Source organism: Paenibacillus sp. D2_2 (assembly GCF_031199965.1).
Taxonomy (GTDB): Bacteria; Bacillota; Bacilli; order Paenibacillales; family Paenibacillaceae; genus Fontibacillus.
Map to the genome: position 1 here is coordinate 3,132,878 of NZ_CP133605.1, position 23,519 is coordinate 3,156,396.

General features: G+C 46.4%; 21 protein-coding genes and 4 pseudogenes. 3 read left to right on the forward strand and 22 right to left on the reverse strand.

Annotated elements, in window-relative coordinates; all coding sequences use genetic code 11:
* Positions 1-23: 23 nt before the first annotated feature.
* The 4 genes from RE628_RS15965 to RE628_RS15980 are packed head-to-tail and all read right to left on the reverse strand — an operon-like array spanning position 24 to position 5,444.
* Entirely contained in the window at positions 24-2,324 is a 2,301-nt protein-coding gene (locus RE628_RS15965) for a DUF4132 domain-containing protein (protein WP_309154014.1), read from the reverse strand.
* A complete protein-coding gene (locus RE628_RS15970) occupies positions 2,291-4,216 on the reverse strand; it encodes a DUF5724 domain-containing protein (RefSeq protein WP_309154015.1) in 1,926 nt (641 codons plus the stop codon). Before RE628_RS15970 ends, RE628_RS15965 begins: the two co-directional genes overlap by 34 nt.
* Positions 4,143-5,012: a DUF5724 domain-containing protein gene (locus RE628_RS15975; protein WP_309154016.1), complete on the reverse strand. Its 870-nt coding sequence runs from the start codon at positions 5,010-5,012 to the stop codon at positions 4,143-4,145. Before RE628_RS15975 ends, RE628_RS15970 begins: the two co-directional genes overlap by 74 nt.
* A gap of 15 nt (positions 5,013-5,027) precedes the next feature.
* On the reverse strand, positions 5,028-5,444 hold the full coding sequence (locus RE628_RS15980; protein WP_309154017.1) for a hypothetical protein: 417 nt from the start codon (positions 5,442-5,444) through the stop codon (positions 5,028-5,030).
* A 412-nt stretch (positions 5,445-5,856) separates the two neighbouring features.
* Between RE628_RS15980 and RE628_RS15985 the strand changes: the two genes are divergently transcribed.
* Both RE628_RS15985 and RE628_RS15990 read left to right on the forward strand, forming a co-directional pair.
* On the forward strand, positions 5,857-7,029 hold the full coding sequence (locus RE628_RS15985; protein WP_309154018.1) for an immunity 26/phosphotriesterase HocA family protein: 1,173 nt from the start codon (positions 5,857-5,859) through the stop codon (positions 7,027-7,029).
* Between the two features lie 270 nt (positions 7,030-7,299).
* On the forward strand, positions 7,300-7,908 hold the full coding sequence (locus RE628_RS15990) for an MORN repeat-containing protein (RefSeq protein WP_309154019.1): 609 nt from the start codon (positions 7,300-7,302) through the stop codon (positions 7,906-7,908).
* 181 nt (positions 7,909-8,089) lie between these two features.
* On the opposite strand, the gene RE628_RS15995 is transcribed toward RE628_RS15990, so the two are convergent.
* From RE628_RS15995 to RE628_RS16060, 13 genes and pseudogenes are all read right to left on the reverse strand, one after another.
* Positions 8,090-8,284, reverse strand: a complete 195-nt coding sequence (locus RE628_RS15995) for a hypothetical protein (protein ID WP_309154020.1) — start codon at positions 8,282-8,284, stop codon at positions 8,090-8,092.
* Positions 8,285-8,518: 234 nt separating this feature from the next.
* A complete protein-coding gene (locus RE628_RS16000) occupies positions 8,519-8,830 on the reverse strand; it encodes a hypothetical protein (RefSeq protein ID WP_309154021.1) in 312 nt (103 codons plus the stop codon).
* Positions 8,827-8,964 carry a hypothetical protein gene (locus RE628_RS16005; RefSeq protein WP_309154022.1) on the reverse strand — a complete coding sequence of 46 codons (138 nt, stop codon included), beginning with the start codon at positions 8,962-8,964 and terminating at the stop codon, positions 8,827-8,829. Before RE628_RS16005 ends, RE628_RS16000 begins: the two co-directional genes overlap by 4 nt.
* A 94-nt stretch (positions 8,965-9,058) precedes the next feature.
* Positions 9,059-9,601, reverse strand: coding sequence for a hypothetical protein (locus RE628_RS16010; protein WP_309154023.1), 543 nt, complete (start codon positions 9,599-9,601; stop codon positions 9,059-9,061).
* Complete coding sequence (locus RE628_RS16015) at positions 9,583-9,825, reverse strand: hypothetical protein (RefSeq protein ID WP_309154024.1); 243 nt, start codon at positions 9,823-9,825, stop codon at positions 9,583-9,585. The genes RE628_RS16010 and RE628_RS16015 overlap by 19 nt, the downstream gene beginning before the upstream one ends.
* A 29-nt stretch (positions 9,826-9,854) precedes the next feature.
* Complete coding sequence (locus RE628_RS16020; RefSeq protein WP_309154025.1) at positions 9,855-10,352, reverse strand: hypothetical protein; 498 nt, start codon at positions 10,350-10,352, stop codon at positions 9,855-9,857.
* A gap of 37 nt (positions 10,353-10,389) precedes the next feature.
* Complete coding sequence (locus RE628_RS16025; protein WP_309154026.1) at positions 10,390-11,061, reverse strand: DUF2625 family protein; 672 nt, start codon at positions 11,059-11,061, stop codon at positions 10,390-10,392.
* 108 nt (positions 11,062-11,169) lie between these two features.
* Positions 11,170-12,848 (reverse strand): annotated as a pseudogene (locus tag RE628_RS16035) (DUF6138 family protein).
* Positions 12,849-12,911: 63 nt separating this feature from the next.
* Positions 12,912-13,978 (reverse strand): annotated as a pseudogene (locus tag RE628_RS16040) (suppressor of fused domain protein).
* Between the two features lie 99 nt (positions 13,979-14,077).
* Entirely contained in the window at positions 14,078-14,656 is a 579-nt protein-coding gene (locus RE628_RS16045) for a hypothetical protein (protein ID WP_309154029.1), read from the reverse strand.
* Complete coding sequence (locus tag RE628_RS16050) at positions 14,604-14,888, reverse strand: hypothetical protein (protein ID WP_309154030.1); 285 nt, start codon at positions 14,886-14,888, stop codon at positions 14,604-14,606. The genes RE628_RS16045 and RE628_RS16050 overlap by 53 nt, the downstream gene beginning before the upstream one ends.
* Before the next feature lie 348 nt (positions 14,889-15,236).
* On the reverse strand, positions 15,237-15,881 hold the full coding sequence (locus tag RE628_RS16055; protein ID WP_309154031.1) for an RNA ligase family protein: 645 nt from the start codon (positions 15,879-15,881) through the stop codon (positions 15,237-15,239).
* Positions 15,882-15,920: 39 nt separating this feature from the next.
* A complete protein-coding gene (locus RE628_RS16060; RefSeq protein ID WP_309154032.1) occupies positions 15,921-16,880 on the reverse strand; it encodes an AAA family ATPase in 960 nt (319 codons plus the stop codon).
* Positions 16,881-17,082: 202 nt separating this feature from the next.
* Between RE628_RS16060 and RE628_RS16065 the strand changes: the two genes are divergently transcribed.
* On the forward strand, positions 17,083-18,180 hold the full coding sequence (locus RE628_RS16065; protein ID WP_309154033.1) for a hypothetical protein: 1,098 nt from the start codon (positions 17,083-17,085) through the stop codon (positions 18,178-18,180).
* Positions 18,181-18,325: 145 nt separating this feature from the next.
* Here the strand turns inward: RE628_RS16065 and RE628_RS16070 are convergent.
* The 5 genes and pseudogenes from RE628_RS16070 to RE628_RS16090 all read right to left on the reverse strand — a co-directional run bounded on the left by RE628_RS16070 (position 18,326) and on the right by RE628_RS16090 (position 23,369).
* A pseudogene (locus RE628_RS16070) lies at positions 18,326-19,503 on the reverse strand (MFS transporter).
* A 171-nt stretch (positions 19,504-19,674) separates the two neighbouring features.
* Positions 19,675-20,262, reverse strand: a complete 588-nt coding sequence (locus RE628_RS16075; RefSeq protein ID WP_309154034.1) for a TetR/AcrR family transcriptional regulator — start codon at positions 20,260-20,262, stop codon at positions 19,675-19,677.
* Positions 20,263-20,411: 149 nt separating this feature from the next.
* On the reverse strand, positions 20,412-21,542 hold the full coding sequence (locus RE628_RS16080; protein WP_309154035.1) for a stalk domain-containing protein: 1,131 nt from the start codon (positions 21,540-21,542) through the stop codon (positions 20,412-20,414).
* Positions 21,539-21,886, reverse strand: coding sequence for an RCC1 domain-containing protein (locus RE628_RS16085; RefSeq protein ID WP_309154036.1), 348 nt, complete (start codon positions 21,884-21,886; stop codon positions 21,539-21,541). The genes RE628_RS16080 and RE628_RS16085 overlap by 4 nt, the downstream gene beginning before the upstream one ends.
* Before the next feature lie 185 nt (positions 21,887-22,071).
* A pseudogene (locus tag RE628_RS16090) lies at positions 22,072-23,369 on the reverse strand (alpha-glucosidase/alpha-galactosidase).
* Positions 23,370-23,519 lie beyond the last annotated feature (150 nt).

The following is a 23,519-nucleotide window of genomic DNA, read 5'->3' on the forward strand; positions in this document are numbered from 1 at the left end:
CCACCAACCCGATAGCTCCCCCTTTATAACTGCATCAAAATTTGCGGGTCCTTGATTTTGTTGTCTTCGGCCAGCAGTACGACCTTGGACAGGACTTCAGCCGTTCTTGGATCCTCATCCATAAACGGTAGGAACAACCGTCCACGATGCTGCGAATGCACTGGAATAATGTTCAGGGCACCTGTGCCTTGTTTGTAAGCTACTCCACTGCCAAGATGAACAGCGTATTCTCCAAGCTTGCCCTCGATACGGGCAAAATTACCGTCCAGTCTCACCTTATCTAGCTTGAGCAAACGCAAGGATTCCTCCACAATCACCTTCCGTAGTTCGATCGTCGTCAGGCTGGCCTCTGGATCAACACCACCGACATGCGCAGTACTGACAACAAGGTCGATATCGCGCATCGTCTCTGAGAACAGAATTGGCGGAATCTGATCAACTGGAATACGTTCATACGTTTTCCGGTCGAGGAATTCCACTGTCTCCAAAGTCGGCGCCTCAGTGTCCGCAGGCGAGAACCAATCCGCCATCGCATAGACTGTCGCGATAATGTTCTCCCGGTAGTGCACCTTTTGCAGCCCCGACTCATAGCTGACCGTCCAGCCGCGTCCGCGCAGTAGCGCCACTGTCTTGCTTGGCTGCACCTGATGGCCAGCATAACGCTGAGAGCCAGCCTTACGAGCTCGTTCATCCTCGTTAACCAGATACAGCTCTCGGAATACTTGCTTGAACGGCTGTCTGATGCCACGAGTGAACAAATCTCGCTGATAGTCACTCCATTCGCCGCTTTCATATAAATCTAGCGGGTGGGCAATCGTCAACTGATCCTTGTCTGCAAGCACCCAGGCATCGCCAGCTGGTTCAACCAGTCGCAAAGTACCATCCTCCGCTGCCGTGAAATACCCAAGCTGCTCATCCGCTTTGAACACCAACGCGGCTACCAGAGGACGTAACACCGGACTTGCGATCAAAGCCGCTATTTCACTAGCATGGAAATAGCTTTGCTCAGCCATGGAGCGCTCAAGTTCCCGCTTTGCACGACGATATTGATCCGTCAACTCGGTCTTAGCTTGCTTGAGCTGCTCGATATAACCGTTCTTTTTGAATCTCGCCGGTACCGATTTAAGCAGTTTCCCTTTGCTAGTCACTTCTAACTCGGCTTTCCCTTCTTCGTCTACTGTCAGGCGCACATGGGTATCTGTATCCAAAGCGTATGACTCGAACAGACTGGCCAATTGCTCTAACATACGCGCTTCCATATCCCAAGTTAGCCGAATCACATCGGTGTATCCCGCGCTACGTGCCAGATTTCCTAGCGCAATTTGCCCGGCCGTACCTTCGCTTGCACGGCGCTGTGCTCCAAATCCCCGGCTTTGCTTCAGGAACTCCTGAATAAACTGATATCTATCACGCAGATCCTGCTCCGGATTAGCTGCGAACGGGATCAAGCTGTACGCCAGCAAATGCTCCTTATTCCGCTTATCCATGACGGATCTCTTCATATCATCAAGACGCAACTGTCCTAGAACCGCATCGGCAAACAATTGTGAACGGCGATGATTGGATCCAGCGGAAATATATTTTGCGGAATCATATAACTGACGGAAGCGTTCTTCACCTATGGTGCGATATGCTTCATTAAACCAATTGACGTCAAATGCTCCATCGTTAAATTCCTGTGGCGTAATCGGCGAATAATGGGCAACGATGGTCTCTTTTTCGGCCGAGAAGCTCTCATTGATATGGGCATGAAAATACCAAGCCGCACTGCGAAGCCCCTCCCAACCCAAATACTTGGCTACAATTTCGATCCATTGTGGTGCATACATTGCCGCTTCCAGCAGAAGCTGCCCCGTGATTCCCGTCCCCTGAAGCAACAGACCCAGCTTCTCCTCATCCTCACCATCACGTGGATAACAGATCTTCAGGAGATGGCTGAGTGATTCCTTCTTCGTCGTCTGGTGACCATAGCCATAAATATATCCGCGGACAAACGTCTCGCCGCGTAAGCTCGTCAGTATACGGATCAATGGCTCCATACCATAAATCCGCTCGAAGGACATTGTGTACGGGGTGGCATCTGTTGACAAATCGCCGCGGGCAAGCTCGATATCAAGCAATCGTGATACGATGCGTTCACGTAGTTCGATCAGCTGTTCATGCCGATTCACCAGGGTATCCCGTGGCGATGTCAGTTCACGCATGTGGCTGCGCTCGTCCCGACCAAGCAATTCCTTGCACAATTCGTTCTCCCCTATCAACCCCAGCAAAAATGCTCTGAAATATTGGTTCACATGAAGAATCGAATAACGTTGCTCATCCATTTCTGCTCTTCGCAGATCATATTGGACCGCCGCGCGGAAGAGGACCGGAATGTATCCACATCATTGACACGACTCTGCAAAATCGCAAATAAAGGACTTGCCGCCACCTGCCACACTGGTAGATCCTGCTTCTCCAGCTGCGTCAGGTCGCTCGTCATCACTTTGATCAAAGCGGCTTCCGCCAGATCATACGTGTCGCTTCTCTTGCTATCGGTAAAGAAAGCAGGTACGAGCGTCATCACTTGCCGGTTATATCGCAGATCATCTATTATTTCTACTATTTCCCAAATACTCTCCAGCGGGAGAAGCTGCTCTAAAAACTGTTTCCGTCCGCCCTCTAACAGCTTGGTTTTCCTCATTTGATCGTAATCATAAACATTAGAAAAATGGCTGTAGAATGAATATACTGCATCCTTCATATTCCTCATTTGTAGAGCAAAATGAAGTCCCATCAGCTCCTGTGAGCATAGTCCACTCTCTCCATAATAGTGCTGCCACTTCTCGGCCAATGGATACTGCTGCAGTTCGCTTGCTGTCTCGAATTGATCGTGATCCAGCACCTCCACACGGTGCTTATACGATAGAGGCCTTAATTCGGCTCCGATGAGTTTAGCTTCTTTACTGCCGCTGTAATACTCAACCTCATATTCGAAATCCCGATATTCATGCACCAACTCATCTAATCCATGCAAAAACTTGCTTGCGCGCTCTGTCGAGATTATTAAACTTTGCTTCAGATCCACCGCGGATACGTCTCGCTGCTCCAGAAGCCAAGCCTCCGTCTGCCGCGGGTCATAAAGACCAAAGCCATTCTCGGCGTTATAGTCACTGTCCTGCTTCAATTTATCTAACAGCTGTCTTTCCTTAGGCGTTGGAGTCGTGATACCGTCTGCCAACGTCTTCAGCTGCTCGTATTGCTCCGTGTTATCTTGATCATCTTTGAGCTCCGTCAAAAGCTCAAGTCCGGCAAGCCGCTGTAATTCACCTTTGGCTGACAACAATCGCTCTAGGCTTAGGGACAGTAGTTCCCCTGATTGATGAAGAAGGATATCGATAGCGTTCTGCCGTAGAGATCCTGTCTTTAGCTTAAGCAAGTCTTCAACCAGCTTCAGTTCGTTCTCATGCAGAGTAAGTTTCTTCACTTGGCGCAGCGCATGCTCGCGGTTTGTCATGCTCTTATCGGAGAGAGAGGCGAATATAAAACCACGCTGCTTCTCAGAATTGGTATCACCTGTGAAATAATTGATAAGGTCTCCCCTTATATCAGGACTCATTTGCGCGGACATGTCGATTAGCTCGGCGATCCACTCCGCGTCCATATCATAAGCGGTCAAATATAACATTTTACGCAACACCAGATCAGTGGAATAACGGAATTCCGTAAAATCAAGCACTGCTGATACACCCGACTTCTCCTTAACAGGAACGGCTTTGAGAATCGCCTTGAAACGCTCATATTCGTGCATTCTCGTTGACTTATCTTCTAACGCAGGCGTGCGCTTAACCTTCAGTACACGCTCCTCGGCCTCGCCGACCTGCCATGTATATTCATAATCATAGCTATAATTCTGCAATATCCAATACAACAACTCTGGATCTTTCTCATCCAAACTATTCCGGGCGATTTCGAACTTCACCGCTATGTTCTGACTGTTCGCCAGTACATATTGTGCGACTACCTTCTGGTAGTGTTCACCATTCTCCATCAAATACTGGATCTGTTCCGGAAGTACCTCTTCCTCGTGTACCGCGGAAGCCCAGAGACTAATATATACCTGATTGGCATTGGCAGAAGTAAGCCACTCTTGACGCTGCTTCTCATCGGTAAGCGTAGTGTAAGCCTGCTGTAGCAGCTGGCCTGCCACGCGTTGATTCGCCGCTTCCAGACCCATGCCTGGTCCATGTGCCAAGCGCACGCACAATCGAGCTGAATCGAAATAGATCGTGATCCAAAATGATTTTCAGCAGGTACAAATTCGCCTGTAGAGTACCCGCATCCATCTGCTCGGCGATCGATTGGCGAAGTCCTTCCTGCAGCCGCGCTGCGATTAACAACTCTCCAACCATCGTGTATACATCCTCGCGGTGGCTGATCAGAATCCCCTTGATCATTTCTGGCTTAAGAAGAGCTGTCTGGTTATCACTATAAATGATTTCCCGTAGCGCCTCTGCTGCCCAGCCATCGCCATGATCGAGTTCAAAAGCGATCATAGTCGATATCACGCGAGATATCCAGTGCATACGCTCGATGGAATAATCCGGTTTGGTTAAATAATCACGCAGTGAAAATTGAATAGATTCGGCAACGAAGAGTTCTTTGAGTTTTACATAGATATTACTGTAATGGACTTCTGGCCGCCTCGTTCGGAACGGACGCCTATAATAACTATCTGCATAGGGGTATTCGACCTCATGTCGGAAGATGTATCGGACTTTTTCCGCTGTCTTCTCCCCAGCCAGAACAATTGCAGCTTTCTCAAGTGGAGCATAGAAATTTTCCGTTTGTGTACCACTGAGTGTATGTAGTTCTTTATTCAACGCTTCATAACCTTCGTGATCGTGATTATGATAGGCATTGCGCATTAGATTGTAAACTTTCCGTACAATCGGATCACCGCCTGCCTCAGCCTCTTTAACCCTAGCCTCGACCGCTGTCCAATATTGTTCTTCCTGATTCAGATCCTTCATAGTCTCCCTCCGATTTCACCATAGTCCTCCCGCTAGCATTGTAAAACGCATAAATACGATACGGTCCCCTTCCCGGGCTACTAGCAGAGCATCCAAATCCTCTATTTCCGTCTCATTAATAAACACCCGATACAAACCATCAGCGAAAGCGGTCAAAGCGGCCCCCACTGCCTGATCAGGATCAGCCTGCCTGTCATCATAGACAGCCCCAAAACCAACCTTGCCAAGTTCGGCACTTTCCCCGATTTGCTTTTCCGTTAAGTAGGGAATGACATTTTGTTCAGATTGTCGTTCCTTATACGCCTGTACCCCGCCTTCCACAACCCCTGTAATCAATTCGCGGAGGGTTTGCGGCACATTTGGCAATTCTAGCTCCTGGGCAACAAGTTCCTTGCGTTTCCCCGGCTTTTTCACTGTCACAGTCAGCTTCATTCTGTATCTCCTCATCACAACATATTTCAGATCTTCCTGCGATATGAAACGAACACAAATTCGAACCTCAATCTGGAATAAAATGTATCTATACAATATGTAGCATTCTACTCTACACAACAAATAGAACTTGATAGATTCGTTAAACAATAGTCCATGACAGAACTCACGCTCTGATTAGAGTTAGTATAAAGCTTGGCAAGTTATGTAATCAATTTTACAATTCGTCAATACGCTAATCGATGCTTTGGGCCTACGTGTGTTAGTTTCATTTTCCTAGCTATACTCTTGCAACTTTTGTCACAAATAATCTGAATTAACTAATTCTCATACATTTATTGCAGAGGCTGTTTTCGCACCCAAAAGCCTTCAGTATACTTGTAATTACTAGAATGAAATTATGGAGGTATTTATGATGCAACCGTTCGACAGTTGGCTGACTAATACTTTGCGGCCATTTTTCGGATTACTTCCGTTGGAAGAAGCTTGGGATATACTTGAAATCCGGGAAGGATATTTCGTCTGCATGGACGGTGATATTATACGAAAACGTATCTCGGTTAGCGAACAAGCCTACCAAGAGGACGATGTACATATTCTAACTCGCAACCGCGAAGTCATCCTGCCTCTAACTGCCCGTGGAAAAGAGAAAAAGATGAACTATACCCATATCTCAGCTATCAAAGCAGACGGAATTCTGTTCTCCGCTGGAATACATGCAAGACAAGAGCAGTCAGGTTATATCCTAGCCCGGAATCCAAGGACCTATATCAGTCTGCCATTGCCATGCGTCAAGCATCTAACAAGCAAAATGGAGATCATTAAATGGCTTGAGGAGTATCCCTCTCATTTGCCGGCAGATTATGATCTAAAGCTAGACAAGTTCAAAAATATGAAAAGCTTGAGGTATAAGTCCGTTCCAGGTGATATATTTCGGGTCGAAATCGATCTATTCACCGACGGTTATGTGCTGGTGGTCGGGGATTTGCGCCAAATGCAGAAGGACGGCTTGTTTACAAAGGACAGCTTATGGAACAATGTGATGACAATGCCACTTTTTATCCGAACTTATCTGTTTAAGACGGCGGACCGTTCACCAACTTTGGATGAAATCACATCGACTCCGTTATCAGAGCGAACCTGGATCGTTATGGATGATCATTTTATGCGTGGAGGTTATGAAAAAGTAGGGCATAAGCCGTTAACTGAAGCTGATATTCAATTGCCCATCGGTTATGGAAGAACCATTAACTATGGAGAAGAAACTCGCTACCGTTTATCTTGGGGAACTGGTACGGTTAGCAAAGCGGAGCAGGATACATCTTTCAAGTCGGAGACCCGCTTCTCAAATTATGGTGTATCAGTCGGCGTCAGTGATGACTGGTTTAATCCTGTAGCCGAGCATCGTGCCTCATCCAATTCGCTAGAACATCCCCTATACCATGCGGAACGTACGCTGGTACTGGCGGAATTCGGACTCCCCGAGGACATTAGCTACGACGAGTTCAATCGTCAAACCGGTGGATTAACCCGTGCTGAGTATCTGGAGTATCTCGCGAAAACTTACAGCCGTACTCGAAAATGATGTTCTTGAATAAGTGATGTTCATTGGTGCGAGCTGTGACACCAGCTTAAACAACAAAAGCATGTAAAAGTGCATCTTTTTGACCATCTGCGTGATGTTTCGTTGAATAATGCAGGTCCGTTTAGGATTTTCATTTGTTTTCAGAAACTTTCTCGAGTAATGATACGTTTAATCAATGAGAATGCTGGGATCCCTGTTTCATTCTTAATTTGTGGACGATTCCCTCTTTTCTCAAATGCATAACTTACATACTCGAAAGGAAGTTCAACGATGAAAAAAATAATTTCTCTATCCTTATCCGTAGCTCTTTCTGCAGCTCTAATCAGCGTTCCATTTATTCCTGCTTCTTCTACTGCGCATGCCGCAGCAGCCAAAGAGTCGGTCCAAATTTCGGAAAACACTCAGTATTATGGAGAAGTCTCTGATGGAGTTCCAAACGGACGCGGTACGATTCATTGGGGTGACAGCAAACAGTATTCGGGAGATTTTGTGAATGGCATGTGCGAAGGCAACGGCAAATATATCAATGAATATACCCAGGACGGTGAGAAGCATAAAGTCGTCTATACAGGTACTTGGAAGCAAGAAAAAATGGACGGTAAAGGTACTCTGACCCATAAAATCATTCAGGAAGATGGCGAGGTAAGATGGAATGAAATTCAAACTGGAAATTTTAAAAATGGAGTGCTTCAAAGTGGCTATGATGTGATTCACGCCTTGGCAGATCCGGATTATAGCTTCACCTATAAAAATGGAAATGAGAAGCTGGAAGTCCTGGGTCGAATTCCGGTCTTAAAGAATCACTTAACAATGGCACAATGTTCAGCATCAAATACCGTAACGGCTCGGTCAATAAATTCTTTTCTGGCCTACCGGTAGAAACTAAAGCCGAACAACGCAAGTTAGACGCGGCATTAAAGTACTTAAAGGGTATCCAAAAGACGCTGAATCCACATATGGATGAGTTTGAACGCTTGTCCAAACAAGTAATGCTGAAATAACAATATAAGTTGATCTCTAATATAGAAGCTGCGCATTTAAGCGCAGCTTTTATTGCGGTCTAATCCAGCACCGCAGCCGTGAAGATAAAAGCCCGACCATCCGCATTTAAAATCTGCGGACCATCGTCTAGTTCAGCCAGCGCTTCTTCCCAATGAATATGTCCACAGCAAATTAATGGGACAGGAGCCCCTGCAGCTCTTTGAAAATATCCGGGTTGCCCGGTTGTCCTTGCGCCCCATCTTTGGGCTTTCATGAAGAAGTAGAACATCAGGCCCCTGCCTGACAAGCCGACGCAAGTTTTCCAGATAATCAGCATCCGCCATGCGGTGGGGTTTATCCGCTCTGCCAATAATCCCTCCCAGACCTGCTATGCTCAGCCCGTCGTGAGTGATCTTCCCTGCATCAGAGAAGAAATGAATCCCTGCCGTAGAGGACAATTCGGTTTTCCCGTCCTCCGTTAGAAGATCATGATTTCCAGCAACGCCTGTTACGAACCCAAAATGTTTCCGGAAAGCCCGCCAAACAGGAGTGGATCGCCGCTGGCCCCCCTTCGGGCTGGATCAGTAAACAGATCGCCGCATAAGCACACCAGCACCTTGGCCGGATCCAAGTCCGGTAAGTGGATTTGCAGCAAGAGCACCAGGGTCTCCGCCAGTTCTTCGCCCAGCAGCTTTTGTTCGCCTCTCGTAGACCCTACTACCTGATTAGCATCCTCGGCCTCAACACTCCTATGCCCAGCGATCCCCTGCAAATCAGAAGCGATAACCAGTGCATCCCATTCTTCCGGTAGCCCAATCATCTCGCCCCAATAAATAGGGAGCCATTCATAGGATATGCCTGCTCCTTTGGTAGCGGCGGTGATATAAGGAATCTCTCCAAGGGTTCTCGGGCAATGTCTACGATTTGCAGCGATCTCTTGCTATGTTTCTTCATCGGAATACCTCCTACTAAGACCTGTTACAGATACCGGCCGAAGATATCTCCTTCCTTAACGCCGATTTGCCTATATTTCGCATAGTGATACGGTTCAGCTTTGCTGGTACGTTGTCGCCGTCATCCGGTCCATGGGACAAATAAACATATAATAAATTCCCTCACCATAATCCTCCATATCCGACCAATCCAACTGTCCGATAAAAAGCATACTCCGGCCACAGCACGGACAATTCGGATAATCGGCATCTTGTACCCAACCCGGATACCCACCGAATTTGGAATGGGAATCTAACTCCCATACCGCAGCGTAGTAAGCAGAACGAGGGATGCCGGATAACGTCAGTTGCGGACCGACCTGCAAATACTCTCTGCTGTATTCTTCTAATTCTATGTCGGGCAAGTAATCTGGCTTCCGGTTATATGTGCTCCAGTTTGGCGCACCGTTTCCATCCAGCTCCATATAAATAACGCCATAACATCCGCAATTCACACAGGTATCCACCTGCAGCCGCTCCCAAGATAGGTTCCATCTGGCCAGTGCCGTATGGGAAGTATTCACATCGATCAGTCTAGTTAATTTTCCGCCGCACCACGGGCAATCCGCAGCAGCATGTCTTAAAAATCCTGAGGACATTGTTGAACTGTGGAATCGCGCTGGTCTTCCATTTTCTCAATAGCATAGCTACTCCCTTGAACCAGGTTGCGCTGTTGCCCAGAATCCGACAGCTCCCAGCCCGCTTCCCGGGCGTACAATTCTGGAACGACGTACAAATGCTCTGCCCACTCCGGAGGCTTCTTCCGCCATTCTTGAAAGCGGCGAACGACTTGTTCATCCCCAATCCAGGCAATGGCAAGCAAAATAAGATTCCTATTTTCGTCATCCCATTCTAGCTGATCCAGAGCCGGTCCCGAACATCAGGTCCAGCATCTTTATACAAAATTCCTGGATAGTATACCTCGTGTTCCAAGAGGAGCGGCAAGCATCCCGCGATCGATTCGTTACGGAAGCTTACAAGGGAGGATAGAATGTCACGGCTCGTATCTTCATCTCCTGATACCAGTAAGTGAGACGCATAAGCGACCATGCTCTCCGCTTCAGTAGGAGACGACGACGCGTAAACCTGTTCTTTGCTGCGTGGATATGGAGTGTATTTAATAAGGGGATCATATTGCTTGGGGCTGTGCATGATTTTCAAAATTTCCACTGGATCATTCAGACCTTCATACAAATTCACCGTTTTACGATGCTGTTGAATATAGGCTTCCCGCTTCTTCCGCTCTTGCTCCTGGTAACAGGGCATGCAGTATCCTCCCGTTTTAGCAGCGGTTGTCGGTAAAATCATAGCCGCGCAGCCTTCGCTTTGACATGGAACTTTTTCTGTCATACTTCCTCTCCCTCCTTCTAGTAACTTTGGTAATTTACTATTTTACAGCTGCGAGCCATGCTTCCTTGATCGAGATCGGGTGTTTGCTACTGTTCCCTCCGTCCCCTTCTTCCGACCACAGCGGAGGGTAATAACTCAGTACTCGACCGCGCTCCAACTGCCTGACTTGCTTCTGCCAGCCTCTCCAGCGGAAGGTCTGGTAGAACTGCTCCAGATCTCCATCGGCCAGCCACGCTATAAATCCGGAATAAGCTAGCTCGGTTGACTCCCATTCTAGCGAGTCCGGAGCAAAATAATAGATTAGACCGGTACCTTCATATCGTCCTGTATCCAAGGCAAAAAAACCGCCTGCTGCATCGTAGGCTACAACCAGCATTCCCTCCAAGGGAGCAAACTCTGGATCATTCTTCCCAAGCAGACCATTCCAAGAGGTCAAACTGCCGTAAATTCCGGCTCCTCCAGCTCCAAATAGAGTGATCCATCCTTCGTCAAACAAAATGCCCCCGGTCCGATAGGCGACACTGCCTAAATAGGATCGGGTGCTCACTTGCAAAGCGTATAAAGTCTCCTTAGCCGCATCTACCTCTGCTGGTATAATTTTGTAGGTATTTGCACTGTTTTTCAGCACTTCGCTAAGTTCGGCCCATGAATCATTTGCGGTATCTATAAGTTCTTTAATAGTTATGGGTCTAGCAGGTGTATTATCCATAGCCCCTCCAGTTGATTCGACTTATTGCAAGCTGTATGAGGGAATCTAAGCTTGGTCCATCTATTTTACCTTCTTCCAGATTCCTTCGGTCAGGCTTTTCCAGACTACTTATCTCATCCAAGCCAGCAGTTTCTCCAGCTTGTCCTTGAGCGGCGATGCTTCCTTCTTCGCACGCTGTGCCAGCTTGCTGCGGCTGCCAAAAATCCGATAAAGAACGTATTCACGCTGGTAATCTTCCTTTGCTGTAAGCTCATGCACAAGTGCGTCCGCCAGATCCGTACTATCGATGACGATATTTTTAACTGTCCCTGCCGACTCATTGCCTCCCAGTAAGATAGATATCAACACTGGCATCTGTTGCACGGAAAGCCCATGTGCTTCCACAAAAGCCTCCGCATATCCGTCCTGAACCGATTGATGCTCCGAATCCACCAGTTCCATGTATCGTTGCAAGAGCGGGTAATAGGCTTCGCTGTACAATCCCAACCCAAACACCGCATAGGTTCCGGGCATTCCCGACTTCTCGCCGGGCTCCACATCCCCGTACCAAGCGAATTCCTCCATAGCAGCTTCTGCATAATCCGCTACGCGCGGAAACAAGCCTGGGTACTGGAGGCAATTGGCAAAAAGTTGATGCTGCTGCGATTTCGCCAGCTTTTTAACCGATAAATAGTTTTTGGCTTTGCTTCGCAACGTAAGCTTATAACCCTTGGGAACCCTTGCTCTAAGAGCAAGATGACATAGTCCAGCGCTTCGCGGTAGGCTGCTTCCTCTTCAGACGCGATTCGGATGTCGATCGTCTGCAAAATATCGTTCGCTTTGCCTTGGAATAAGCTGCCTTGCCGCATGCTTTCATACCGTCCGCTGCCCTGCTGCAAATAATTCGCTGCCTGTTCCGATCCCAGCTTCTTGGCAAGTTCAAGATATTCCTTGCGAGTGTCCGGATCTTTACGACCAATCTGCAGTGCCGCATATAGAAAAAATTCCATTGCATCGGCATTTGGCAGGCTGGCCTTGGCTTCCTCTTTAAGCAACCATTCATGCCCGAAATTCCCGATTCGGTCAAAATACCGCTCCAAAAACTGTTTTTCAGCCCACGCTCTAAAGGCCGAAGTATACTGATGGGACCACTGCTCAAGACGGCTATGGTTCGCACGATGCTTGTCGTTCAGACACTGAATTAATGGATCTATAATGTCAGACTTCTGGGCAAAAAGCTGCGGATTAAGCAAATGGCGCGCAAAGAAAAATTCATCGTCCTTGTTCGGCCGCACTGGCAGCTCTGCCAGTACCTTGGATTGGATGAACATAGCCAGTTCCTGCTTCAGCGCTTGAAGTTTATGCTCATTGATTAGCACCTCTTGACGGCGCAGAGCGGCAGACTCCCACTCCAATTCCAGAATCAGTTCCATTCGGTAATCGAAAAACCAGCTGCCATATTGATCGGATTGAAAAGTCTCTTCCACTTGCGAACGCAAAGCGGAATAAAGTTCCTCCAACAGCGCTTCTTCCTTCATTTCCATCAAACCTTCAATATAAGAACCTGCTTCCACTGTATAAGAGCTATCGCTCCAATCAAAGGGTTCGTATACATCGATAAATATCGTTCCGTATCCGTCGCCTTGCTGACCGTTCTTCCACGAGACTTTAAAATAATCGTTCACCCCAGCCTGAAGCCGGCTACGATTTTTCAACTCTTTAATTCTCTCGCTTTCCCGCTCATAGACCGGGATGATCTGACTCCATACATCGTCAAGAAAAGCCTCGACATATTGATTCAAACGCAACTCTCCTCTTATAGACCTACGTATAGGCTTACTACTTCATCTCCTGCTTCTCTCTTGCTTATGTCAGCCGATCGTCTCGACGACATTACCATCTTGATCTTTAATATGAGTCTTCACAATTTGGAACGTTAGCCCTGGTAGTGAATCCAGCATAAACTCGCTTCTCGGGGTGCCAATCTTTGACTTAGCTCGGTGGCAGCCGCTCCATTCAAGCGAATGCTGATCTCCTGATTCTCCATACTATAGTTAGCGGTTCCGCCTGGCTCAAATACAACCTGAATCTCTTGACTGACAAGAGTAAGATTTCTCTGTTTCAGAATCCGTCCACGCAGCAGCTTGCCGATGATTCCCGCTTGTTTCGCCCCTAGTATCACGCGATCCGGCTGTTTCTTGAACCATCCTTTCTTACCAGACTCCCAGCTCAATTGATCCACGAATAAAAAGCCTGTATTGGAGCCATCCAGCTCTATTCCTCTCTCGACTGCTTCGGCAATCGCTGGAATCTGTAAAAGAGAGTCCCGCGATAGATCCGTTACATACCCTGGAATTTGCGCCAAGCCCGACTCAAGCACGCCTAGCGTATTCCAGGTCTGCATAGCCTCAAGCTCATCAGCTGTAATGCCGACCATTTGAATAAATTGCAAATGACCATTAGGTGTTTCAACCGCCGGCAATTCCGGGTCTAACGTAAAAGCCAGTGCTGTGAGAAGCGTATCCGCACCCAGACAGATCGGGCCATTAGCATCCAAATAATCGCCTGACCGGAACACATTACCGCTGCCAAACACGTATCTTCCCATATTTTGCAACAAATTTAGCGCCCAAGCCGGTGGCTCTTCCTCGTCTTCATTCCGCACAAGCCGGAACGTAAGTTCAAACCCATAACCACTGTGCTCCGTATTCTCGGATTCTTTCTCATACAGTTCCGAAAACCCATACGTGACAAAATGCCAATGTGGCACTGGCATCTCGCTTTTGTAGGCACTAATACCATCGAGCGGATCCTCGCCTCCAAGTGAATAGGGAATCATCGTCCCATAATGCTTCGGCTCTTGCTCCCCGTAGATTTTACCTAATTCCTGATCAATCGCATCCCAGCCGGATGTATTTTCTTCTACTTCTTCGCTCATCACTTTGCCTCCTATGTATTTATGACTAATTGAATATAAGATCGTGTTCAGAAAGATCGGTTTTCTTATCAACACTGAGCTTTTTGAACTACCTTTAAATTACGGTAATTTTCGAACACGTTGCTTGGGCTTTTGAGTCCGCCAGGCCACCAGAATCCCGGCTTCGCCTAATATCTGATTCACAACCTTAAGATGTTCAACCGGTATTTCCCATACGAAATGATTGCTGATCGGACGGAGCGACCCTCGTTCTTCGTTATCTTCAATCCAGTCTCGCAAGGTCTGGCCATCTCCCTGCCCCGCGATATGAATTTTCATATGCTTCTCACTTAGAAGATTATATGGATACACCATCCGCAACATGTTTTCTGTGTATCGACCCTGTCCCTGATAGGTTCCCGGCGCTTCGTGAATAAAAGCGAAGCCGTTCTCATAAGGAAACATGGTGGCACCGTTTTCGCCCGCCGCGTAGTACATTGCTTTCGTAATTCTATCTGCCGTATATACAATGCCGTATGGTACATCAAACCGCTGTGCAGCACTGTTAGTCCACTCCGTTATCGCCCCATATATCTCTTCAAGCTTACTGTCGCAATGGGCCCCGATATGCGGAAAACTACCATATTCACCAGGTCTGATATGTAAAGGCGGCGTCCCAGGGTCGCCCTCCACGTACATCGCTGTAAAGCCAATAAGAACTTGTCAACCCGTTCTCGATTCTTGCCTCTAATTTCTCCAAGGATACCTCGAATAGATCATGATCCCCTTCATGGTCCCCATTCTTTATATGCTCATAATAAGTGGCTCCGGTAATCGGCATGCCAATGACATCAAAATAAGACTTCCCGGCTTGCAATGCTTCCAATGGATGAATATGAAGAGTGTCGTAAAACGAAACCCCTGTGCACAAAATGATCACCTCCTTTTCAGGCTCAGATGTATTTCTAACGAAACTACAGATCGCTATCTCTTCAAAAACAAGCTAAATTCGAATCTAACGAAACTACAAAACGTTATTTAGGATAAAAACAAGCTCTACGCCCCAAATATAGTTCAATAGCGTTACCCAGTTTCGTTAAAATTCTCAGATGACCTTTGCAGCCCCCATAGCGATATCTAGTTTCGTTAGAACTTCTGTTTAAGGTACTTCTACTCGGAATTACATGATCAACACCTCTTTCTTATCAAAATGTCTAATATAGCTTATTTCTCGTCTCCACTAAGTCACTTTGATGCCCATAGACTTTAATCAACAACTTTATTCCGCCGCTACCTCGGCACGCAGGTTTGGTTCAACCGGTTTGCTTAACCAATGTTCATCGGTTTGAACATGGTTTTTGCGGACGAATTTGGCCACAGACCGTTTGAAATCCTCATAGGCAAAAGGGGATGCCAGCCTGACAACGTATCCTTCTTGTTCTCCGCCACAACGCGACTGTGTAGTATAACACGCCTTAGCCGCTTCCTTGCTCCAAATTCCTCGGTAAAGCACAGGAACTGTCGACAAATTGAGGCGTGCCGCCAAATCCACCGTCTCATCCCAGGATAAGCAGATATTCTGTTCATTCCACACAGAGAACAGCATGAAATAACTTGGTAGAGCTGAGTAAAATAGTGAGTGCTTCGCGTACACATTCTCCCCGCATAACCGGTATCCTTCGGGAATCAGGTACTTAATACCACCATGTAACGTTTTGACGTAATGCCGAGAGGGATGGTCCTTACTGTCCAGCGATCTGGCATGTATGAAGTCCCGGTACATCGTCGTGTTTTCGCCATCCATTTTTTCGGTAATAACGACTTCCCGCCCCGTGAAATGATCGGTATTGCGCAATATTTTGTCATCATCGGTATATCCCCGCGACCATGGCAGATGCATCGTCTTTGGATATTTAATTTTCATATGGAATCTCCTCTTTTATTTCAGGATGCTATAACATCCTTATTTGGCAAAGGAATCTGCCTCAGCAAAAAAATACAACTCCGCAAGCCTATCCCCACCAAGCAAATGATAAATCTTAGACGCTCCCGCATCCCCACCGTGCAATATCTCCATATGGAAGCTGACCATATTTACGACATGTAGGATAAAATCATCTTCATATCCAAGCTGCTTCAGCACATGACAGGTTATCATGGCAGACACATGCTCATGCCCATAATACGAGTAGTAGCCACGGGCCTCCTTCCATACCTTACAGAACGGTTTACCCGCATCGTGGAACAAAGCCGCAAGCTGCATAGCTAGCAAGTTGTCTCCTTCATAGAAAACATTGATATAATCCAGGACAGCATAGGTATGCTCGGATAAAGTCTTGGAATGATGCGGATTCTCTTGATCATACCCCAGCATGACTTGGAAATGGGGTGATGCTGCCAGATAAGCAAACAGTTCATCATGTCCCGCTCGCTCCACAAGTAACTGCTCCAATCTGCATCGATCAAGGCCCGTCTCTACAGGAGCATGAACCAGATGTAAAGCCTGAAAGCCCTCACCAAGAACAGGGAATTCGAAGTTCTTAGCAAACTTGGTTAACACCTTGTCACCGATCCGCCGTTTTCTTCCCTCAATTCGCACCTTTGCGACCTCATAAGGGGTATCCAATACATGACACTGAACCAGTGTGCCTTCGAAACGTTTCAAGAATTTAAGTCGACGATCCCGGCTAGCATTCGTGGCATCAAAGATTACATTTCTGCCTGCACTGAGCGCCCGCTCAATATCCGCAAAAGCCGCATCAAACACTAAATACGTGTTTTTTTGCTTCGACTCACTTCCGAACAATCTTTCCCGAATGGAATCAGTTGCTACTACAATTGCTTTTTCACGCTTGCATAATTCCTTGGCGTAATGGCTTTTCCCGCTGCCCGGAATACCGACCAACATATGAATTACACTCATCGCTATATCACCTCCTTTCATAACATAGCTGCATACCGGCAGCCATATGACCAGTATAAAGGAAGCATTTCCCTGAACACACGGGACCAGCGACGCATCGAGATCGGCCTTTTCACCTGAATTTTCCTGTTCTTCACCTTTCAAGACCTATTTCCATGGTATAATTTTACGGATCTATAATGAAAAGGGGATTAACGATCCTATGAGAAGAGTATTTCAAGATTCAAATAGCCACAAAACTTGGGAAATCGTCTGTGACGGGGATCGTGTTGTTACGTCGAATAACGGAGGCAAGCCGCGGGAGAAGTTATTCGATGATCCGGGTCAAGCGGCAAAATATGCGAAGAAAGAAATGTGGAGCAAGCTTAAAAAAGGCTTCATTTATAGAAATACCGAGGCAACACCGGGCACTCCATTGTTTCAACTCTATATCGGCGCCGGGTACACCGGTTTTATGCCGTTGGCAGCTGTTCCTGACACTAATCAGTTCTATGCTGGATATGTAGTAGGCGAATTTGAAAAGGAAGAGATCTATCATCTGGACGAACATGGGCGAAAACAGCTCTCATGGGAATTGGCAGGAAATCATCTGATCTATGATATGTATTACTGTCTGGAAGCAGGCGAACTTCTAATCAATGACAGCCATCAAATATCAGGATTGGTCATAGGCGGCAGTATTCGAAGCTACACCACGTTTACATATCATAACAGCACGCTCTCCCTATCGGGAAACCGTGGGCTTTGGTACGATGGGGCTCAATTAGTGATGACAGATCTGCTGAAGCAGGAATGCCTGTATCAGACGGAGGTAACGCCAGAACTCGTTAACGGTCACAGTCCTCAGCTATGCGCTGCACTTTCGCGAAACGGGCGCTTCATGGCCTATTGTACTCATCCTGATGATATTATCATTTGCGATATTAAGACAGGCTCTGCACATTCGATTACCAAAAGCATTAGTGCTATGACAGCGGCCATGGATTTTTCAGCTGATGGTCGTTACTTATTCACTCAGGAACAATACGGCTCATGGGAGCTTGCATGCTATGATATGAACACTCTAATTAGACGGTCGGAATGGAAAACCGAGCATGTTAGAAGTTTTGCCGTGCATTCTACTAAACCACTCCTGGCTGTATACACCTACGGGAAGGTCGAACTCTATCATACAGAGTCTTGGCAACGAATACTCGAATTCAAACCAGAGTATATTGTGAAGAACTGCAAGCTAGTTTTTACTAGAGATTATTTGGCGCTGTATTCCGATTATGGCTGTATTAGCTTGTACGCTATTTAACAATTAAATATCCACATTTGGGGCTACAAGAGCCAGTTGAACATTAGGCGTAGGAATTTATATTGGACATTATTGTCCGTTACACAGGGGAAGTACCAAAAAAACAATACTAACGGTCATTAATGTCCAATGTGTAGTCCGACTATTAAGCGCAAGTCTGTTTACTGCTTCCAGCTTGAACTTCCGTTACACGAGCCTTTAACAGATAAGGTAGCAGTGAAATGAATCCCAGTACAGCTAGGAATACACCAACCCATAATGGGGATGTCAAAGCAAAACCTCGATCGATCGTGAATCCTCCGAGTGATGAGCCCACAACAATACCAAGATTGATAATGGAAACATGAATCGTATTAACCAATGATCCCGCATTGGAGGACCGTGTTACACGGGTCACCATAGCCGGATTCATTGGCACCCCTGCGAACCCGATGACGATCACAACGATTACTACAATTACTGGGTGTTCAGCGAACATGCCAAAAACAATCAATGCGGTCACAAGCATAATCAAACCTGTCGTTAAAATAGGCATCATATATCGGTCGGCAAGCCTTCCTGTAATGATGTTCCCGATCACAGTGGCCACCCCGTAGATACCAAGCAAAAGTGGTACGGTCTTCTCACTAAAACCAGCAACATCAGTCAGGATAGGTGAAAAATAACTGAATGCCGCAAATGTAGCTCCAATAATCAACATGCTCGTCGTGTAAGCAGCCCACAAGTGATGGTTGTTGAAGTCTTTGAATTCTTCTTGTATGCTGACGGGTTCTGCTGATGGTGATGAAGGAATTAGCCATTGTGCTAAAATTGCGGACAATAGCACTAGAACAGCAACCGCCCAGAAGCTCGCTCGCCATCCAAAATACTGATCGAATAGCATCGCAACTGGCAGACCAATAGCAGTAGCCACCATTAAACCGCCAAGAACGATTGAGGCCGCTCGACCGCTGGACTCCGGACTTATAAGCGTTAGAGCAAGCGCAAGCGCGACTCCGAAACAAGCGGATGAAGCGATTCCGGTAACTACTCGCGCTATCATCATCATCTCATAGTTTGGAGCAAGGGCTCCCAAGGTTTGACCTGCTAGGAAAAGGATAGCAAGCACCATAAAAGCTTTTTTGCGCGGAACCTTAAACAATCCTACAGTAAGAAGCGGTCCCCGATAATCATTCCGGCAGCATAGGCGGAAATAAGATACCCTACTGCTGAAATAGAGACCCCGAAATCTCTTGAAAGCGAAGGCATCATTCCAGCAACCATAAATTCTGAGGTGGTCATGGAAAATATCATGAGGCCAAGTACATAGATAGCTAATGGCATGTAAACAACAACTCCTATCAATATTTTATATTTTGTAATAATCAGTACAATATTAAACAAAAAAATTTCTGAACGGATTAAATCATTATCAAGTGATCATTTTTCGAATAATCAATTTTGTACTATACAGTACAAAATTACCCATAAAAATATAAGTAAACCCTCTTCTCTCTAAAAAATAGAGTTTAGGATTCCATCAATCATCCGTTCCGCCAAGGCATAATCCATCGTAGCTGGAAAAATAACGCGAAGTCCATAGTAGCTACTAAGGAACATTCCGGCAAGCTCTTCAGTTGTTTTCTCTTTGGAAATTTCGCCCGTTTCCTGACCCCTTCGGATCGCATTCCATATCGCTTGTTCCAGTAGACCTACATGTTGCTTAAAGATCTTCTCGACGACAGGATCGCTTTTTGCCCTTTCACCCGCCGCATTAATCAGAAGACACCCTCTACTGTCAGCTTCTGCCCCCTTGGGGATCTCCCACTCCAATAACGAGCGGAGACAATTCTTTACTGGGCCCTCTTGCTCCAATAATTCAATTTGCGCCTGAATACCCACTTCATGATATCGCCGAAGAGCTTGCTCATACAATTCGTGTTTGCTTCCAAATGCGTTATATAAACTCCCTCTGCCGAGTCCAGTTTGCTTGCAAAGGTCATCCGTTGAACAGGCTTCGTACCCGTTCGTCCAGAACACTTCCACAGCGGCATCAATTACTGCGGTGTCTTTAAATTCGCGAGGTCTTCCACTCTTACTCATGAACCTGCATCCCTTCTTAAGTATGTACTGTTATTAGAATACGTATTTTGTACTGCTCTGTCAAATATGTGACAGACATAATCCCCTGCGATAATATCACAGGGGATTTATTGGTGGTCTTGAATAGACAATTTATATACCGCAGCCTTTTAAGATTGAATCACAATCTCTCCAGTCGCTTTGTTCCATTTCAAATCGATACCCAGACCTTCACAGATGATTTCTAGCGGAAACAACGTCGAGTTGGCCAAGTAAAGAATTTGCCCAGGACTCTTTGATTTCTTGCCATTGAAGTACACTTCATTCGGCTTGCCTTGAAGTATTGAAACGGTCCGTTCCCCATAAGTGAAGCTCCATTCCGTATTAGAACGGGGCACAGCCTTCGGATCGCTCGCCTTCACTTCTTTGCGTGAAATATTTACACCCATCGCTTTGAACACGCTGGTATAAGGCACGTACAATTTATTATCTACCATAGCTGAGGTGGCATAGAAGTTTATGTCCTCTCCATTTACCTTCCAAGACAAGGCCTGTTGTACAGGAGTGATCATAAGCTCTGATCCGTTCGAACCACTATTTTCTGTTCCACTGCCCGTTGCGAGTCCCACGTTATATTCACTGGACCAGGCCAAGAATTGTCCTTTTTTATTTAAAGCAAAGCCTGTTTGACCTGTCGTTCCCCAAATTGCAGAGATTCCAGTCAACCCTTTGACTTGAAATGGCTTAGCCTTGCTTCCAGAGTTATAGTTCCACTGCCAAACCGTACCGTCTTGCTTAAGAGCATATAGACGGTTATAACCTGTCTGAATATCAGAAATTCCTTTTAACCCACTGACTACCGTGAATTTCTGACTCTTCTCATTCAATTGAAGTACTGTTCCATCCTTACTAAGCAGGAAGATGTCTCGCCATGATATAGCAAATCGGGATACGTCCGCTTTGAGAAATTCTGGTGCTTTTATCTCGTTTTCAGTCCGGTACCTCCCGTAGAAGTCATTATATATATACAGGGAGCTCAACTTGCCATTCTGATCCAGAAGCAGTGCTTTCGAGCCCATTATTTGCACTTCTTTTATCCCCGTAACTCCTTTTAGAGGTACATACTTGATCTGCTTGATATAATCCGAGTCATAAAAAATATGCCACAATGTTGCCGTGCCATCCTTATACACCGCGATTCCTGCGGAACCGTTCGTACTGATGCTTGCCACGCCGCTTAGACCTTCAAGCTTGGATGGAAGTTCTCTTTTTTGAAAAGGTAGTACAGGATCATCATTCACATATTCGGAATATCCCGTCCCCAGGCCCAGACCTCCCCCTCAGACGTCACAGCAAATGAAGTGTTCTGCGATGCCGCAACCTGAGTTACATGCCCAAGTCCAGCAATCTTCTTCGGTATATATTGATGAATGCTTGTACCATCCCCGAGCTGGCCGAATTTATTGTCTCCCCAGCTGGTAACGGAACCATCGCTCCATGCTGCTACTCCAAATAAATCTCCACCAGCGGCGCTAACAACTTGAGCCGGAGAGTCCGCCTTCACTTCCAGGTTGTTCACCCCTAAACTACCGCCTACTAGAAGAACGATCACGAACCATTTTCCGAGTAATGCCCATCGATTCATTAAGCTACCTCCTACTCTATTTATGCGCTATCTAAATTTATAATACCACATATTGGATATCAATAGTGTCAAAAGAGACAGGCTCCCGCTTCGTCTACAAGAAGGGAGTCTGTCTCTCAACTATATTGGATGAACTTTTATGGTCCGGACAAGTCATCCGGTGCTGACACTAATTTGAACAACGATCACTTAAAGTCCGGCAGCCAGCTACCGTGTGCTTCGATCAGATCGTCACAGAGCGAGACGATATCATCGATGGACAACTCGGCAGAGGTATGAGGGTCAAGCATCGCAGCATGATAAATATGTTCTTTGCGTCCTGTTACGGCTGCTTCAATCGTCAACGATTGTGTATTGATATTCGTTCTGTTCAGGGCGGCCAGCTGTGGCGGTAGTGCTCCTACATAAGTTGGTGTAATGCCTGAGGCATCTACTAAGCATGGAACTTCCACACAAGCATCGGTCGGCAGATTCGTAATTAACCCATTGTTCATCACATTGCCGCCGATCTTGAATGGCTTGTTCGTCTCGATCGCTTCCATAATGTAAGAGGCATACTCATGGGTACGGACATGCTCTATGCTCTCGCTAGCAAACAGCTTCTCGCGCATTTCCTTCCAACCCTTAATCTGTTCAATACAGCGACGCGGATACTCATCAAGCGGAATATTGAAGCGTTCGATCAACTCTGGATAATTACGCTTGATGAAGTAAGGATGATATTCGGCATTATGCTCAGACGACTCTGTTACATAATAGCCGAAACGCAACATCAACTCGAACCGCACCATATCATGATGCTTCTCCTTCTGTTTCTCCGCCGCCCGGCGCTTAATCTCGGGATACAAGTCTACCCCATCCTTCGTGACTTCAAGAAGCCAGGCCATATGATTAATTCCGGCAATTTTGGATTGAACCCCTTCAGAATCCATGCCTAATGATTCAAGCAATCCTGGCACACAGACCTGTACGCTGTGGCACAGCCCTACAGTACGGATTCCGCCCACGGTATTCATCACATTCGTTAGTACCGCCATCGGATTCGTATAGTTCAGGAACAATGCATCGGGACACACTTCTTGCATATCCCGCGCAAAATCAAGCATGACCGGAATCGTCCGCAAGTTGCGGAATATTCCCCGATTCCTAAGGTATCAGCAATCGTCTGACGCAAGCCATACTTCTTCGGAATTTCAAAATCTGTAATCGTACAAGGATCATAACCACCGACCTGAATTGCATTAATTACAAATTTGGCGCCTTTAAGCGCTGCCTTCCTATCATGATACGCCTTGACTGTGCAGTTGCTTCCAAGAGTCTGCCTCATACTATTCAGTAATCTCTCAGAATCACTTAATCGCTCCTCATCTATGTCATACAAAGCCAACTCATAGCTTTGCAGAGCTTCCGTCAGCATGACATCGCCTAGCACATTTTTAGCAAAAACCGTACTACCTGCACCTAGAAAAGTTATTTTGGACACTGATCATCGCCTCCATGTCATAATCTACTTTGAGTATAAGTGCAAGTAGAGGCCAGGAACATGGAGCAACCCATGATTCACATGTCATAATCCAATATGTATATTAGATTTCTTGCCAAATATCTTTATATTACCTGTTATAATGTAATA